Raw genomic sequence first — 16,430 nt, forward strand, 5'->3', positions numbered from 1 at the left:
CAAGCCAAGGCGTTTTTATTATTTATCTTGCCTCGAATATCGAAGCAACTGCAACGTGATTAATCGCTTTCTACACTAAACAAGTTTTCCATGCTTAAACCTTGTTTTACCAAGATTTCACGTAAACGACGCAGGCCTTCCACTTGAATTTGACGAACACGCTCACGTGTTAAGTTAATCTCACGTCCAACCTCTTCGAGTGTGGATGGTTCATACCCTAGCAACCCAAAGCGACGCGCTAAGACTTCTTTTTGCTTAGGATTAAGCTCATCAAGCCAGTTAATCAGTGAGTCTTTAATATCGTCATCTTGCGTCTATACCTCAGGGTCAGAATGCTTCACATCTGGAATGATATCCAAAAGCGCTTTCTCACCATCACCGCCAATTGGCGTATCAACAGAGCTAATTCTTTCATTCAAACGCAGCATCTTGCTGACATCATCAACCGGTTTATCAAGTTGAAATGCAATCTCTTCTGCGGTTGGTTCATGATCGAGTTTTTGTGAAAGTTCACGAGCTGTACGCAAGTATATATTCAGCTCTTTCACAACATGAATAGGTAAACGAATGGTACGAGTTTGGTTCATCAATGCGCGCTCAATGGTTTGACGAATCCACCATGTCGCATAAGTTGAGAATCGAAAACCACGTTCAGGGTCGAATTTCTCAACAGCACGGATTAAGCCCAAATTACCTTCTTCAATCAGGTCAAGTAATGCAAGACCACGATTGCTATAACGGCGGGAAATTTTCACCACTAAACGTAAATTACTCTCGATCATACGCTTGCGTGCCGCTTCATCTCCTCTTAATGCTCGTCGAGCATAGAGTACTTCTTCTTCTGCGGTCAGCAGTGGTGAAAAGCCGATTTCTCCGAGGTAAAGCTGAGTCGCATCAAGGCTCTTGCTTGATACTTCATACCCTTCTTTCGTCGTGTCATTGGCTGGAGTGGATTTAGCTGAAGCTTGTGCTTCAACCTCTAACGATTCCATGTTATTGAGATCAAAATCTTCAACTTTTGTAGCTGTATTGCTCATACTCATAGCGCCTCCCCATGGCGAGTTAGCAAGACATTTTAAACATCCTATGCCGCTAATTTTTACCTATTGCAAATCAAGTTATGGTAAGTAGCGTTTTGGATTAACTGACTTACCTTGGTAGCGTATTTCAAAGTGCAAGCGAACACTATTGGTACCCGAACTACCCATTGTTGCGATTTTTTGTCCTGCTTTTACACTTTGTCCTTCGTGTACTAGCAACTTATCGTTGTGCGCATAAGCGCTTAAATATTTATCGTTATGTTTTATTATTACGAGGTTGCCATAACCTCGTAGGGCGTTACCTGAATAGACGACAGAACCTGCTGCAGTGGCATTAATGGATTGACCTCGCTGTCCCGCAATGTCGATCCCTTTATTCCCTTGATCACCCGCAGAGAAATTCTTTATCACTCTCCCTTTCGTTGGCCACAACCATTTGGCAACATTAACATTAGCAGGTGCTTTCTTACTGACAACCTTGTTAACATCTTGTTTACCTTTAGTGCCAACATACTCCTTTGGTTTAGATTGTTCAACCTTTTTGGCGACGGTTTTTTGTGCTACCGGTTTCTTAGGCACCGGCTTGCTTTGTGTAACCTTTTGAGTAGAGCTTTTACTCTGCGCCGGGGTTTTTACCGGTTTACTCGCGGCAACTCCCGCTGTGACTGCGGTTGCGGCAACGACGCTACTGGATTTTCCATAGGAAGGGGTTTGGTACGCGGGTTGCCATAATTTCAATTTTTGCCCAGGAAAAATCGTATAAGGCGCTTGCAAATGGTTATAACGAATAATGTCTTTTACATCTTTATTGGTCACGTAGGCAATAAAGTAGAGCGTATCGCCACGCTCCACTTGATAGTAACTGCCTCGGAAGCTTCCACGCGATATCGCATCATAATCTTTATCCAAACTTGATACTGGTGCAGGGGTATGAGCAGCGCACCCAACGAGCACGCTACCTAGAGCAAACATCAATAACGCTTTAGATTTTACAAACATGATTACGCGAGATCACCTGCAACTAATGGTACAAAACGCACCATTTCAATCACTTCAGACAAATATTCGTCACCTTGACGAACAATTTTTAGCAACTTTTGCTCTTCAACACCAACGGGAATCACCATCACGCCACCGTCGTTCAGCTGCTCTAGTAATACCGATGGAATCGAGTCAGCGGCGGCCGTGACGATAATGGCATCAAAAGGCGCTTTTGCTGACCAACCTTGCCATCCATCGCCATGTTTTGTTGATACATTATAAATATCGAGCTGTTTAAGACGACGCTTCGCATCCCACTGCAACGCTTTAATACGTTCAATCGAGAAGACGTGATCAACCAACTGAGCTAAGACAGCGGTTTGAAAGCCGGAACCCGTGCCCACCTCTAAGACTTTACTTTCTCGTTTTAGTTCGAGAATTTCTGTCATTTTGGCCACGATATAAGGTTGGGAGATCGTTTGACCAAATCCGATGGGTAGCGCGTTGTTATCGTATGCCTGATGAATCATTGCCTGAGAAACAAAACGGTCTCGTGGCAGGCGATAGATCGCATTCAGAACCGCTTGGTCATGAATGCCACTCGCAACAAGTAATTGCATTAATTTGTCGGCATGCGGATTCATCATACCGAATGACCTTTTAACCAAGTATTCATCGCAACAATAGACTCGTGCGCAGTCAGATCGACTTGCAGCGGCGTGATTGATACATAGCCCTGCTCAACCGCATAGAAATCCGTGCCTTCACCCGCATCTTGCTCTTTACCCGGAGGTCCAAGCCAATAGATATCATGGCCGCGTGGATCTTTCTGCTTGATCATCGCTTCCGCGTGATGGCGCGCACCTAATCTTGTTACTTGAGTGCCAGATAGCTCCTCAACCGAAAGGTCTGGAATATTGACATTAAGTAGGCGGTTAGTTGGAATAGGATTTTGCAGGTGTTGCTTCACTAATTCGATCGCAATGTGTGCTGCGGTCGCAAAATGTTGCTTACCCACCAGCGAAAGTGCGATTGATTGAACGCCAAGAAAGTGCCCTTCCATGGCCGCCGCAACCGTACCGGAATAGAGCACGTCATCACCAAGGTTCGCACCGTGGTTAATGCCAGAAAGTACAAGGTCAGGAAGATCGTCTTTCATCAACTCATTCAATGCAAAATGCACACAATCCGTCGGCGTGCCTTGCACCGAGTAGGTATTATCGGCGATTTGATTTACTCGAAGCGGTTGCTCTAACGTCAATGAGTTTGAAGCGCCCGAACGATTACGATCCGGGGCGACAATAACGATATCAGCAAACGGCTTTAGTGCGTCAGCCATGGTGTGAATGCCTTCTGCATGCACACCATCATCGTTGCTCAACAGAATCTTCAAACGAGGTTCAGTGTTGAAAGCTGAGGTCATGAATAAACACGCTCCACTTCAATTTCTTCAATGAGCTCACGAACAATAGAAGTAGCAAAACAACCACAATCTAACGCAAATTTCAGTGTGATGCTGTCGCCTTCCACTGACCATGTTAGATCTTGTGCTTTAAGCGCGATGCTACGACGATCATGACGCATACGGTTACCACGAATCAGAGCCATCAAATCCGGTTCTGAATCCAGGCAAGGCTGTTCTAATAACAACGCCTCTTCTTGCGTTGGCAGTGCATTATCACCCGCCATCGCCGCACTAATTTGCATGCTACCGTTCGCGACAGACTCACGAATACTCACAACGTTTTCAGCCGTAACAAGAATCGGCTTTGCATTCGTTACGCCGGTCTCTTCATCGCTCAGCTTCACATCACTTAACGCGACATCACCCAACATAACTTGAGTGAAGGCATTTTGTTCAATGCGCGCTGAAACAATTTTATTGAAAATCCATGAACGAGCACTCGAAAGAAATAGGCTGCGCTTATTTTGGTCTTTGGTGCGAACGTTATTGCGTCCCCAACGGCGAGCTTCGCTCAGGTTATTACCTTTATGGCCAAAACGCTGGCTACCAAAATAATTAGGCACGCCAACCTCTGCGATATTCTCTAAGCGACGAACAACGTCTGCCACATCGGTCACTTCTGACATCGTCACAACAAAACCATTACTGATGTGATCGCCCGGACGCAGCTTTTTGTTATGGCGGTCAGTCGCCAAAATTTCTATCTGTGGATACTGCGCTAAGAACGCTGAAAAATCTGGCGTTTCACCTTTTGGCAAATGCACGCTTAGCCATTGCTCTGTCACCGCATGGCGATCTTTCAGCCCTGACCAGCTGACATCTTTTGATTTTACGCCACACGCTTTCGCCAGTTCATTGGCCACAAATGCCGTATTTTCACCGGTTTTACGAATGCGCACCATCAGGTGCTCACCTTGGCCTGCAAACTCAAAGCCTAGGTTTTCGGATACTTGGAAGTGCTCAGGTTTTACCTTTAGCTTGCCTTGAGCGGTCGGTTTACCTGTTAGGTAAGCCAATGGAGATAGAATGTCTGACATGATGAGTTCCATCGCTGATCTTGGTCGAGGTGTCAAACGGACAAACACGACCAAATCCAACGATTAAAATTAAAGTTGTTTAACCAGCAATACCACCGCTTCACAAGCGATGCCTTCTTTACGGCCTGTAAAGCCTAAGCGTTCTGTCGTGGTCGCTTTCACGTTAACGTTGCTAAGATCCGTTTCCAAATCTTGTGCAATCGCAGCGCACATCGCTTCAATGTGCGGCGCCATCTTTGGCGCTTGAGCAATAATGGTGATATCCGCATTGCCCAGGGTGTAACCTTGTTCTTTGACACGACGGTAAACATCGCGCAGTAACATTCGGCTATCTGCCCCTTTCCATTTATCATCCGTATCTGGGAAATGGCGACCAATATCCCCCGCTGCAATCGCGCCGAGTAATGCATCACAAAGTGCGTGCAGCGCAACGTCACCATCAGAATGTGCGATCAATCCTTGTTCATAAGGAACAGCAACACCACCAATAATAACAGGACCTTCGCCCCCAAACTTATGGACATCAAAGCCGTGACCAATTCGCATCATGTTTTATCCTTTTTCTCGTTTAAGATAGAACTCAGCTAACGCTAAATCTTCCGGCTGGGTGATTTTGATGTTGTCCGCATAGCCCTGCACTAAAGCAGGCTGTAACCCCGCCCACTCAAAAGCAGAGGCTTCATCGGTAATCATAGCACCCGCAACCAGCGCCTCATTTAAAATGCGCGTTAACGGCTCTGTTTTAAACATTTGTGGAGTGAGAGCATGCCACAATGCTTCGCGATCTACCGTATGGTCTATATCGCCATTCAGGTTTGAACGCTTCATCGTATCACGCACAGGGGAGGCCAAGATTGCGCCAACATCGTGTGTTTGTGATACTGAAATCAGTGTATTTAAGTCTTCTACTCGCACGCACGGGCGCGCAGCGTCGTGCACCATCACCCACTCAGCAAGCTGTTGAGCATGCACATATTGCAATGCTGACAGCACAGAATCAGCACGCTCTTTGCCCCCCGATACGCGAACAACTCGTGGATGGGTCGCGATGCTTAATTCAGGGAAATAGGGGTCACCATCCGTAATCGCGACAACGACAAGAGTCACCGCCGGATGCGCGAGCAGTTTTTCTATCGTGTGCTCAAGTACGGTTTTCTGAGCAATGGTGAGATATTGTTTCGGTTTGCCTGCTTTCATTCGGCTGCCAACACCGGCGGCCGGCACAATCGCAACAAGAGACAGTGGGGATTGAGTCACCATTATTTGTGATCATCTCCAATAATGCGGTAGAAGGTTTCACCTTCTTTAACCATACCGAGTTCATGACGCGCACGCTCTTCAATGGCATCAAGCCCTTGGCGCAAATCGTCAATTTCAGCAAACATTTCATTATTACGCAGCGCTAAATTGGCATTAACCTGATTTTGCACTTCAATATCCGCACTGACCGTTTGCAGGTCAGAGATACCATTCTTGCCCAGCCACAAAGTGTACTGAAGCCAGCCAAATAGTAATAATAAGATCAGTACAAAAGCGCGCATAAAATTTTGTTAAAGAAGAGAAATAGAAAGACCACATATATACCACAATGTCGCGGATGGCGCGAGATTGGGTTATGTGGTCTTTGAGGGAAAATCAGGCTGAATTAGTTAAGCGCTAAAAAGGCCAATAAACCAAAACCTAAAATTAAACGGTAGATAACGAAAGGCATCATACCCATTCGAGAGATCAATTTTAAGAAGAAGTGGATACAGATATAAGCACTAATAAAGGAGGTAACAATACCGGTTGCCAAAACCGAAAAGTCAATCGGAGCACCACTTTCGACAAGCTTAAGGCTCAGATAGCCACCGGCGAGTAGAATGATTGGGATCGACATTAGGAATGAAAAGCGAGCGGCCGCTTCACGAGTAAAGCCTAAATACAATGCCGCAGTAATGGTCGCGCCCGAACGAGAAGTACCTGGAATCATGGCCATTGCTTGAGCAACGCCAATAAACAACGCTTTTTTCCACGTGGTTTGATATTCATCTTCAACAAGCTTGGCATTCTTATCGACATACCAAAGGAGTAGGCCAAATACGATCGTCGTAATCGCGATAATCCAAGCGCTGCGCAAATAAATTTCGATGATGTCTTTCATCAATAAACCAAAGATACAGGCAGGAATCGTCGCTAACACGATCATCCACGCCAATTTTGATTCCTTACTGCGCTCACCTTTAAAGATCGAGCCAAAAAATGCCGATAATAAACTCACCACTTCACTGCGGAAATAAATCATCACCGCGGCCAATGTGCCTACATGCACCGCCACATCAAATGCCAAACCTTGATCGGCCCAACCGAAAACAGCAGAAGGCAAAATAAGATGTGCTGAACTCGAAATTGGTAAAAATTCGGTTAAGCCTTGAATCAAGGCCAAGATAAATGCTTCAAAGGTACTCATTCTAATCTCATTAACGAAAAATCAAAAAAACCATGGTTTAACCATGGTTAAAACTTCCGGGTACTTGGTTGTGGTGAAAATTTGATTCACCGTCCTACCATCTCCTGGGACAATTAATTGGGGACATAGTTCATTAAGCGGTTGAATCACAAACCTAAATTTATAAATATCGTCTCGCGGTATTTGTGGCTGATGCGCAATGATCAACTCTCCGAATAGAATAATATCCAAATCTAACGTACGAGGTTCAAGCTTAGCGGCGTCTTCCTTGCGCCCCCACTTCAACTCTATTTTACGAAGGGCATGTGAAAATTCCGTGACGGCCAGATCCGTTTTCATTTCCACAACGAGATTGTAAAAAGGAGCACTGTCGAAACCAACCGCTTCACACTCGTAAATGGTAGAGATTTTTAAATCCTCTCCAATCTGAGACAATTCGACAAGAGCGGCTTCAATGTGCTTATCTCGATCAATATTGGAGCCAACTCCAATATAAGTGGTGATCATAACTGTCCTCGTTCAATCACCACACCCACCCCTTTGGCTTGTGGTACCGCGCCCGGCTTCGTTAAGCGAATCTTGATCCATGGCACATTAAATTTCGACATCACCAATTGCGCGACTTCTTCTGCAACACGTTCAACCAGTAAAAAGCGTCCATGAACAATATGATTGATCACAGCCGCACTCACTTGGGCATAGTCCAAAGCATCCGCGACATCATCACTCTTACCAGCAACGCGATTGTCATGTGCCATTTCTATATCCAGCACAAGTTTTTGCTTAATCTCTTGTTCCCAGTCGTAAGCACCAATAGTGGTGATCACTTCAAGCTGTTCGATAAATACTTTGTCCATTCTTCGTCACTTCCTATACAGGTCGGATACCCAATAAAGAGAAAAAATCGTACTATTTCGTCATCAACTACTTACTGTAAGTAGTGAGAGCACGATATGATATCAATTACTTGCACCGTAGACACTTTTTTCATCGAGTTGACTATTTATGACGCCATTAGCACTAGCCATGATCATTTTTGCCTATTTACTAGGTTCGATCTCTAGTGCCGTATTGATCTGTCGCATCTTACGCCTACCCGATCCTCGTAAAGTCGGATCAAACAATCCTGGAGCCACCAATGTTCTGCGCATCGGGGGGCGAAAGGCCGCTCTCTCTGTTTTATTGTGCGATATGCTCAAAGGCACTATCCCAGTCTGGGGCGGCTATTTACTAGAAATAGACCCACTCATTCTGGGTATCGTCGCTATTGCAGCCTGTTTAGGCCATATGTATCCGATCTTTTTCCATTTTTCTGGAGGCAAAGGGGTCGCGACGGCCTTAGGTGCGATCGCTCCGATCGGATTGGATCTAACCGCAATGGTGCTCATCACCTGGATCATTACCGCAGCGATCTTTCGGATTTCATCATTAGCCGCAATGGTCACCGTGTTGCTTGCCCCGATGTATACGTGGATAGTCAAACCGCAATATACCCTGCCCGTTGCTATGCTCTGCTGCTTGATCATTTTCCGTCATCATCAAAATATCCGTCGATTATTCGATGGCACAGAGCCTAAATTGGGTCGTAAGAAATTCAAATGATACCGCTTATAACCAGTAATTTATGAAATGAAAAAGGCCTCATCAGAGGCCTTTTGGTATTTTTCGATCAGCATCACCTTAGTGCAATGCCTTACCCAAAAAATCACTTAATAACGCGGTGACAAATTCAGGTTGCTCTAGATTGGAAATATGCCCTGCATTGGGGATTTGCACCAATTGCGCGCCATCAATGCAGTCTTGCATTAAATAGGACTCAAGATAAGGGCGAGGATAATCGTCAGACCCAACCGCAATTAACGTCGGCAACGTAAAGTTCTCAAGTGCATCAATCAAATCACGGCGGCCAAAGACCATGCGACCCACTTTAACGATCGCCTCAGCCTGCTGATCTTTAATTTGACGCAGAGACTGCTTAAACATCGTGACTAATTCCGGGTTCTCTTGCTCAGCATTGCGTGCAAAAAACAGAGGCGCGACACTCTCAACAATCGATTCTGGAACATGCTTGACGGTATTAATCGTGTCTAACATGGCGAAATATTTTTTGTGTGCCACTTCTGGTTCTAGGCCAACAAAAGTATCCATCAGAGCAATCGCTCTCACTCTTTGTGGCGCTGCGGCCACCACTTCGGCTCCCCACATACCGCCCATCGATAAGCCCACGATCGAAAATTGATCAACGCTGAGATGATCCATCAGGCTTAAGATCTGCTTGGCGTAATCTTGCAATGATCGTGTGGATTGTGGAGCAGGGTCAGATTCACCATGCGCCCAAAAGTCAGGCACAATACAGCGAAACGACTGGCTCAACTCTGCGATTTGTGGCGCCCACATTTGACTATCCCACAAATAGCTGTGACCAAAGAGCACGACCGGGCCCTGGCCTACATCCAAATAAGCCATTTCTCGGCCATCAATTGCAAATTTATTCATGCCTTTATCCATTATTTCGCTGTCCTATCATTGGCTTATATTTATCCATGATTTCATTGCCGTGGCAACCCGCCATGCTCGAATACTCCCCGCCCCGACTTGGAGAAAAAAGAGGGAAAAAAAAGGCCGCTATTAAAGCGACCTCAATTCAAGTTCATCCATTACGCGATGGTTCTATGTCATTGGTTTATGTCATAGATTCTATGCGTTAGGATCTATGCGATAGGTTCGAGTTGGTCAATTGGCCAACGCGGCTTCGCTTCAACAGAAAGATCCGTCGCTTCACTGTTCTTCAAACGCTGCATACCAGCATAAGCGATCATTGCACCATTATCGGTACAGAACTCGGTGCGCGGGTAATAGATTTCGCCACCAATTTTTTGCGCTAACTTACCAAGTTCGGCACGTAAGCGCTTGTTCGCACTCACACCACCCGCGATAACGATGCGTTTAAATCCCGTTTGATCCAATGCACGTTTACATTTGATCACCAAGGTGGCACACACCGCCTCTTCAAATGCCAAAGCGATATCCGCGCGAGTTTGATCGTCATCACCATTGGCTGCAATGGTATTCGCCGTGAACGTTTTTAGACCCGAGAAACTCATATCGAGTCCCGGAACATTGGTCATTGGGCGTGGGAACTTAAAACGACCCGGAGTGCCCTTCTCTGCCAGCTTAGACAGCAGTGGCCCACCTGGGTAATCTAGCCCCATCAGTTTCGCCGTTTTGTCGAACGCTTCGCCTGCCGCATCATCGACCGACTCGCCTAGAATTTTGTACTCACCGATGCCCTTCACTTCAACCATCATTGAGTGGCCACCAGAAACCAAGACCGCCACAAATGGGAATGGAGGCGGATTGTCTTCCAGCATAGGGGCAAGTAAGTGGCCTTCCATATGATGAACCGCAACCGCAGGAATATTCCACGCGTAAGCGAGGCTACGACCGATCGTTGCGCCCACAAGCAGTGCACCAGCAAGGCCAGGACCTGCGGTATACGCAATACCATCGATATCTTTCGGGGTAAGGTTCACTTCCGCCATTGCCGCTTTAATCAGTGGAATGGTTTTTTTAACATGATCACGAGAAGCCAGTTCAGGCACGACACCGCCGTAATCGGCATGCAATTTTACCTGACTGTAAAGTTGGTGAGAAAGCAGACCCTTCTCATCATCATAAATGGCAATGCCTGTCTCATCACAAGAGGTTTCGATACCGATAATACGCATGGTTAACTCGGAGGGCTTCTGTTGACTATTTCAAATTAACGTCAATCTTACCTCGCCTTGCCGCTGCAAACAAATATTGTCCTCGTCAACGTCCCCCATGCTTCAACAGGAGAATACGCGCCGAAGACGCCCTTAAAGCAAGAGAATCCCCCCATAAGCGGGCTGAATAACGAGAATTTCGTCAATAAATACGCGGAATTACCTTCCTAGCAATCCAAGGCTAAACTTAATCATCAAGGTTAATTTTTTGATTTAGACATGTTAAGCAATTAAATTACCACCTTGCCCATAATCCACCGGTATCTCAATCAAACTATACCTTGGCGCCGCATGGATATATACTCGACAAAATGCTTTACAAAGCTATTGTGATCGGATTAAAATTCCGCACCATTTTTGATCAAGCTGGTTATAGACCGAACAGCGTTGTTTGGACTTTCGATACCAGCATTAACGAATAACCCCTGAGGTGAAAGGCATATGCCAGTAGTTAAAGTACGTGAAAACGAACCGTTCGACGTTGCACTACGTCGTTTCAAGCGCTCTTGCGAAAAAGCAGGTATCCTTTCTGAAGTGCGTCGTCGTGAGCACTACGAAAAACCAACTACAGTTCGCAAACGCGCTAAAGCAGCAGCTCAAAAGCGTCACGCTAAGAAGCTAGCTCGCGAAAACGCTCGTCGCGTTCGCCTGTACTAATAACTAAGTCCAATAGGAACTAGTTATGGCTCTCATTGATACTCTCAAAGATGAGCAAAAATTAGCGATGAAAGCCAAGGATAAATTACGCCTTGGCACTATTCGTTTAGCCTTAGCAGCTATTAAGCAACGTGAAGTTGACGAGCAGATCACTCTGAACGACGACGACATTCTTGCCGTGCTGACTAAAATGGTTAAACAACGTCGCGATTCTGTTGCTCAATATGAATCTGCAGGTCGTCAAGACTTAGCAGACGTGGAAAGCGCTGAAATTACAGTACTTGAGGATTTTATGCCTCAACCGTTAACTGATGAAGAAGTTGCGCAGCTTATTGAAGCGGCGATGATTGAATCAGGTGCAACGGGCATGCAAGACATGGGTAATGTAATGGGCGTTCTTAAACCACAAATTCAAGGGCGTGCAGATATGGGCAAAGTAAGTGGTTTAGTTCGCGCTAAACTGGCTTAATTGCCCAACCCTATTGCAACGAGCCGTGCATTCCACTGGATAGCACGGCTTGTTTGTATCTGAATGCATGAAATAATAGACCGCTTCTGCGATACTAGATTGCGCACTTTATCCGTTCGATTCTCTTTTCTTTTTTGTTAGGTTTTATGGCTGGACACATCCCACGCAGTTTTATTGATGATCTCCTAGCTCGACTTGATATTGTCGATATCATTGACGCACGTGTGAAACTTAAGAAAAAAGGCAAGAACTACGGCGCTTGTTGCCCCTTCCATAACGAGAAAACCCCTTCCTTTAGCGTGAGCCAAGAAAAGCAGTTTTATCACTGTTTTGGCTGCGGTGCGCATGGTAATGCCATCGACTTCATGATGGAGTATGAACGACTAGAGTTTGTTGAATCGATAGAAGAGCTCGCCTCTTTTGTCGGTCTTGATGTGCCACGTGAGCAACGTCAAGGGGGCGGTTCTCGTCACGATCAACCTCAAGCAAGCAGCGATCAAAAGCGATCACTTTATGATCTTCTGGGTGGCATTGGTCAGTTTTATCGTGACCAGCTCAAACAGCCAAGCAGTAAGATCGCGATTGATTATCTAAAAGATCGTGGGCTTTCCGGTGAAATCGTTCAAAAATTTGGCATCGGCTATATCGCAGATGAATGGGATTTAGTCCGTAAAAACTTCGGCCAACAGAAAAATACGCAAGATATGCTGGTTTCTGGTGGCATGCTGATCGAAAACGACAAAGGCAATCGCTATGATCGTTTCCGCGGCCGAGTGATGTTTCCGATCCGAGATCGTCGTGGACGTGTGATTGGATTTGGTGGCCGCGTGATTGGCGAAGGCACCCCTAAATACCTCAACTCCCCGGAAACCCCTGTATTCCATAAAGGCAAAGAACTGTATGGTCTTTATGAAGTTTTACAGGCATATCGTGAACCACCTCGAATCCTTGTCGTAGAAGGCTATATGGATGTGGTCGCTTTAGCGCAATATGGCGTCGACTATTCGGTCGCCTCGCTTGGCACCTCGACGACCGGTGATCACATTCAGATGTTGTTCCGTCAGACGAATACCGTCGTCTGTTGTTACGATGGTGACCGAGCAGGTAAAGAAGCCGCTTGGCGCGCGCTCGAAAATGCACTTCAATACCTTAAGACAGGTAATACATTGAAGTTTCTTTTCCTGCCCGACGGTGAAGACCCAGACAGCTACGTTCGTAAGTTTGGTAAAACCGCTTTTGAACAACAGATTGAACAAGCGACGCCACTATCAAACTATCTGTTTGATAACCTCATTGAACTTCACCAAATTAATTTGGGGAACAATGAAGGTAAATCCGCGCTAAGAGCGTACGCTAGCGCCTTGATAGAAAAAATTCCTGATCCATATTTTCAGGAATTGCTCGAGAAAATGCTGGATGAACGCACGGGGTTTGATAACCGCTTACGTCAGCCTCGAAGAAAAAGCAATGAAGCTAGACCTCAGCCGCACAAAGAGATCAAGCGCACACCGATGCGCGAAGTCATCGCTTTGCTAATTCAAAATCCGAGCTATGCTGAAATGGTACCGGATCTCAGTAGCGTGAAAGATCTCCAGGTTCCAGGGTTAAGTTTATTCATTGGCGTGCTTGAATATTGTCAATCACACCCCCATATAAACACAGGCCAATTGCTTGAGCATTGGCGAGATAGTAGCCACAGCGCTCTATTGTCACGTCTCGCGGGATGGCAAATCCCCCTCGTTGACGACAATGAAAAAGATATATTTTTAGATTCATTGGATAAAGTCATATCCCAGTGCGTCGAAAAGCAAATTGAAAATCTGCAAGCCAAAGAAAGAAGCATCGGTTTATCAGCCGAAGAGAAAAGGGAGCTACTAGCGTTAATGCTAGATTTAAAAGCGTAACCCTGTTTGATTAGGCAGCAAACAATTAATTTGTTAACATGTATGGTTTGCATATCGCATACTAATTCCTTCACCAGATACTAAGTTGGATACCGTCTATGGATCAAAATCCGCAGTCACAGCTAAAACAACTTGTCATTAAAGGCAAGGAACAAGGCTATCTGACCTACGCAGAAGTTAACGACCACCTGCCTGCAGAAATCGTAGATTCTGAGCAGGTTGAAGACATCATTCAGATGATCAATGACATGGGTATTCGAGTGGTGGAAACTGCTCCGGATGCTGATGATCTTGCTCTGAACGATGATGATGCTATTACCGATGAAGACGCAGCAGAAGCTGCGGCAGCCGCACTTTCAAGTGTTGAAAGTGAAATTGGCCGTACAACCGACCCAGTACGCATGTACATGCGCGAAATGGGTACTGTTGAGCTACTGACTCGCGAAGGCGAAATCGACATTGCTAAACGCATTGAAGATGGCATCAATCAAGTTCAAAATGCCGTAGCAGAATACCCAGGTACAATCCCTTACATCCTTGAACAGTTTGACCGAATCCAAGCTGAAGAGCTTCGTCTTACTGACTTGATCACCGGTTTTGTCGATCCTGATTCAGATGAAACAGCGGCTCCAACTGCAACGCATATCGGTTCAGAACTTGCTGAAACTGATCTTGAAGATGAAGATCTTGAAGAAGAAGAAGACGGCGATGACGATGCAGAGGAAGAAGAAGCTGATACTGGCATCGATCCTGAACTTGCACTAGAGAAGTTTACTGCTCTACGTAACACGTTCCAAGATCACCAATTAGCGGTTAATGAACACGGTCACGACAGCTCACAAGCAAAAGATGCTCATGCGCATGTTATTGACGTATTCAAAGAATTCCGTCTAACACCAAAGCAATTTGACTACCTAGTTGAAGAGCTACGTACTTCAATGGAACGCGTTCGTACTCAAGAACGTCTGATCATGAAGGCAACGGTTGAATACGGCAAAATGCCGAAGAAATCATTCATCACGCTATTTACTGGCAACGAATCAAGCAATGCTTGGTTAGATGAAGTTCTTGCATCTGATAAACCGTACGCAGACAAAATCAAACAAAGCGAAGAAGATATTCGTCGCTCTATCTTAAAGCTAAAAATCATCGAAGAAGAGACTTCTTTGACGGTTCAAAGCATCAAAGATATCAGCCGTCGTATGTCTATCGGTGAAGCGAAAGCTCGTCGTGCGAAGAAAGAGATGGTTGAGGCGAACTTACGTCTAGTTATCTCGATTGCGAAGAAATACACCAACCGTGGTCTACAATTCTTGGATTTGATCCAAGAAGGTAACATCGGTCTGATGAAAGCGGTTGATAAGTTTGAATACCGCCGTGGTTACAAGTTCTCGACTTACGCGACTTGGTGGATTCGTCAGGCGATCACTCGTTCTATCGCTGACCAAGCACGTACGATTCGTATTCCGGTTCACATGATCGAAACGATCAACAAACTAAACCGCATCTCTCGTCAAATGCTACAAGAGATGGGTCGTGAACCACTGCCGGAAGAATTGGCTGAACGCATGCAAATGCCGGAAGACAAGATCCGTAAAGTACTGAAGATCGCGAAAGAGCCTATCTCAATGGAAACGCCTATCGGTGACGACGAAGATTCGCACCTAGGTGACTTCATTGAAGATACCACGCTTGAGCTTCCTCTTGATTCAGCAACGGCGACAAGCCTACGTGCTGCAACGAAGGATGTACTTGCTGGTCTAACGCCTCGTGAAGCGAAAGTACTGCGTATGCGTTTCGGTATCGATATGAACACTGACCACACTCTAGAAGAAGTGGGTAAGCAGTTCGACGTAACCCGTGAACGTATCCGTCAGATCGAAGCGAAAGCACTGCGTAAACTACGTCACCCAAGCCGCTCAGAAACTCTGCGCAGCTTCCTTGACGAGTAATTCGTAAGCGATTAGAAAAAAAGGTGAGCTCTGGCTCACCTTTTTTGTATCTAGTGAGTTTAACTGAATAAAAACTAAACGGAATTACCCCCCTCCGTGGCTAGACACTCCAAGGCGCTTCCCCTATAATCGTTCACCTAATTCGGCCCCTTAGCTCAGTGGTTAGAGCAGTCGACTCATAATCGATTGGTCATGTGTTCAAGTCACATAGGGGCCACCAATTCTTGATAAGGCGTATGGAGAAATTCATGCGCCTTTATCTTTTCTAGTCCGGTCTATATCCGGTCCGCAATGACTTCCTGTTAGTTCTAGTTCATCGGCTTAACCGAACCTCTCCACGTAGTCACTACAGAACCACATTTCCAATCTCAAGCTGAATCCCGCCAACAGAACCCTCATTCATCTGTCTGAGTGTAACCTAGGCCCATTGATGCAATCTAACACCATTCCCGGACCACAGAAAAACTCGCCGCCTGAACCAACAAAAATATAACCAACATTCCTGTCCACTAGGTCCAGTTATTAATATATAAATGATTTAGATACCGAGTTCAGTGAGGGAATGACCACCCATGATCCAAAAGCTAATGAAGCTGACAGTTCAGGGGAAAACAGCATTCTAATGACCAATTACCATATCAGGGTAATTGGTCTGTTTTATCGTAAAGCCATTCACCTAGAACCACCTCAGCCTCACTCTCAGGGCTAG

At 45.7% G+C, this 16,430-nt stretch carries 17 protein-coding genes, 1 tRNA gene and 1 pseudogene; 6 read left to right on the forward strand and 13 right to left on the reverse strand.

Going from position 1 to position 16,430, the window contains the following annotated elements; translation table 11 throughout:
* Window positions 1-59: 59 nt before the first annotated feature.
* The 11 genes and pseudogenes from rpoS to folB all read right to left on the reverse strand — a co-directional run bounded on the left by rpoS (window position 60) and on the right by folB (window position 7,829).
* A pseudogene (rpoS, locus tag OJ16_RS00245) lies at window positions 60-1,043 on the reverse strand (RNA polymerase sigma factor RpoS).
* Window positions 1,044-1,118: 75 nt separating this feature from the next.
* Window positions 1,119-2,039, reverse strand: a complete 921-nt coding sequence (locus tag OJ16_RS00250; protein WP_040986015.1) for a peptidoglycan DD-metalloendopeptidase family protein — start codon at window positions 2,037-2,039, stop codon at window positions 1,119-1,121.
* Between the two features lie 2 nt (window positions 2,040-2,041).
* A complete protein-coding gene (locus OJ16_RS00255) occupies window positions 2,042-2,668 on the reverse strand; it encodes a protein-L-isoaspartate(D-aspartate) O-methyltransferase (protein ID WP_040986017.1) in 627 nt (208 codons plus the stop codon).
* A complete protein-coding gene (gene surE, locus OJ16_RS00260; protein WP_040986270.1) occupies window positions 2,665-3,414 on the reverse strand; it encodes a 5'/3'-nucleotidase SurE in 750 nt (249 codons plus the stop codon). The genes OJ16_RS00255 and surE overlap by 4 nt, the downstream gene beginning before the upstream one ends.
* Before the next feature lie 26 nt (window positions 3,415-3,440).
* Window positions 3,441-4,523, reverse strand: a complete 1,083-nt coding sequence (gene truD, locus OJ16_RS00265; protein ID WP_040986019.1) for a tRNA pseudouridine(13) synthase TruD — start codon at window positions 4,521-4,523, stop codon at window positions 3,441-3,443.
* Between the two features lie 69 nt (window positions 4,524-4,592).
* Window positions 4,593-5,072: a 2-C-methyl-D-erythritol 2,4-cyclodiphosphate synthase gene (gene ispF, locus OJ16_RS00270; RefSeq protein ID WP_040986022.1), complete on the reverse strand. Its 480-nt coding sequence runs from the start codon at window positions 5,070-5,072 to the stop codon at window positions 4,593-4,595.
* Window positions 5,073-5,075: 3 nt separating this feature from the next.
* Window positions 5,076-5,783 carry a 2-C-methyl-D-erythritol 4-phosphate cytidylyltransferase gene (ispD, locus tag OJ16_RS00275; RefSeq protein ID WP_040986024.1) on the reverse strand — a complete coding sequence of 236 codons (708 nt, stop codon included), beginning with the start codon at window positions 5,781-5,783 and terminating at the stop codon, window positions 5,076-5,078.
* Window positions 5,783-6,064, reverse strand: coding sequence for a cell division protein FtsB (ftsB, locus tag OJ16_RS00280; RefSeq protein ID WP_040986026.1), 282 nt, complete (start codon window positions 6,062-6,064; stop codon window positions 5,783-5,785). Before ftsB ends, ispD begins: the two co-directional genes overlap by 1 nt.
* Before the next feature lie 104 nt (window positions 6,065-6,168).
* Entirely contained in the window at window positions 6,169-6,972 is an 804-nt protein-coding gene (locus tag OJ16_RS00285; protein WP_040986028.1) for an undecaprenyl-diphosphate phosphatase, read from the reverse strand.
* 21 nt (window positions 6,973-6,993) lie between these two features.
* Window positions 6,994-7,479, reverse strand: coding sequence for a 2-amino-4-hydroxy-6-hydroxymethyldihydropteridine diphosphokinase (gene folK, locus OJ16_RS00290; protein ID WP_040986030.1), 486 nt, complete (start codon window positions 7,477-7,479; stop codon window positions 6,994-6,996).
* Window positions 7,476-7,829: a bifunctional dihydroneopterin aldolase/7,8-dihydroneopterin epimerase gene (folB, locus tag OJ16_RS00295; protein WP_040986032.1), complete on the reverse strand. Its 354-nt coding sequence runs from the start codon at window positions 7,827-7,829 to the stop codon at window positions 7,476-7,478. The genes folK and folB overlap by 4 nt, the downstream gene beginning before the upstream one ends.
* Before the next feature lie 148 nt (window positions 7,830-7,977).
* On the opposite strand from folB, the gene plsY reads away from it, so the two are divergent.
* Entirely contained in the window at window positions 7,978-8,574 is a 597-nt protein-coding gene (plsY, locus tag OJ16_RS00300) for a glycerol-3-phosphate 1-O-acyltransferase PlsY (protein ID WP_040986034.1), read from the forward strand.
* A gap of 78 nt (window positions 8,575-8,652) precedes the next feature.
* Here plsY and OJ16_RS00305 read toward each other — a convergent pair whose 3' ends face one another.
* Complete coding sequence (locus OJ16_RS00305) at window positions 8,653-9,468, reverse strand: alpha/beta fold hydrolase (RefSeq protein ID WP_040986272.1); 816 nt, start codon at window positions 9,466-9,468, stop codon at window positions 8,653-8,655.
* Between the two features lie 215 nt (window positions 9,469-9,683).
* The gene (tsaD, locus tag OJ16_RS00310; RefSeq protein ID WP_040986035.1) at window positions 9,684-10,700 is read right to left on the reverse strand and encodes a tRNA (adenosine(37)-N6)-threonylcarbamoyltransferase complex transferase subunit TsaD; all 1,017 of its coding nucleotides are present in this window, start codon (window positions 10,698-10,700) and stop codon (window positions 9,684-9,686) included.
* A gap of 480 nt (window positions 10,701-11,180) precedes the next feature.
* Here tsaD and rpsU point away from each other — a divergent pair, with 480 nt between their 5' ends.
* The 5 genes from rpsU to OJ16_RS00335 all read left to right on the forward strand — a co-directional run bounded on the left by rpsU (window position 11,181) and on the right by OJ16_RS00335 (window position 15,941).
* Complete coding sequence (gene rpsU, locus OJ16_RS00315; RefSeq protein WP_001145625.1) at window positions 11,181-11,396, forward strand: 30S ribosomal protein S21; 216 nt, start codon at window positions 11,181-11,183, stop codon at window positions 11,394-11,396.
* 25 nt (window positions 11,397-11,421) lie between these two features.
* Window positions 11,422-11,865, forward strand: a complete 444-nt coding sequence (locus OJ16_RS00320; protein WP_040986254.1) for a GatB/YqeY domain-containing protein — start codon at window positions 11,422-11,424, stop codon at window positions 11,863-11,865.
* Between the two features lie 146 nt (window positions 11,866-12,011).
* Window positions 12,012-13,769: a DNA primase gene (dnaG, locus tag OJ16_RS00325; protein ID WP_040986256.1), complete on the forward strand. Its 1,758-nt coding sequence runs from the start codon at window positions 12,012-12,014 to the stop codon at window positions 13,767-13,769.
* 98 nt (window positions 13,770-13,867) lie between these two features.
* Window positions 13,868-15,721, forward strand: a complete 1,854-nt coding sequence (rpoD, locus tag OJ16_RS00330) for an RNA polymerase sigma factor RpoD (RefSeq protein WP_040986258.1) — start codon at window positions 13,868-13,870, stop codon at window positions 15,719-15,721.
* A 144-nt stretch (window positions 15,722-15,865) separates the two neighbouring features.
* Window positions 15,866-15,941 (forward strand) — tRNA-Ile (locus tag OJ16_RS00335).
* Window positions 15,942-16,430: the final 489 nt, after the last annotated feature.

The sequence above is a fragment of the Vibrio renipiscarius genome (assembly GCF_000827885.1).
In the GTDB taxonomy this organism is placed as follows: domain Bacteria; phylum Pseudomonadota; class Gammaproteobacteria; order Enterobacterales; family Vibrionaceae; genus Vibrio; species Vibrio renipiscarius.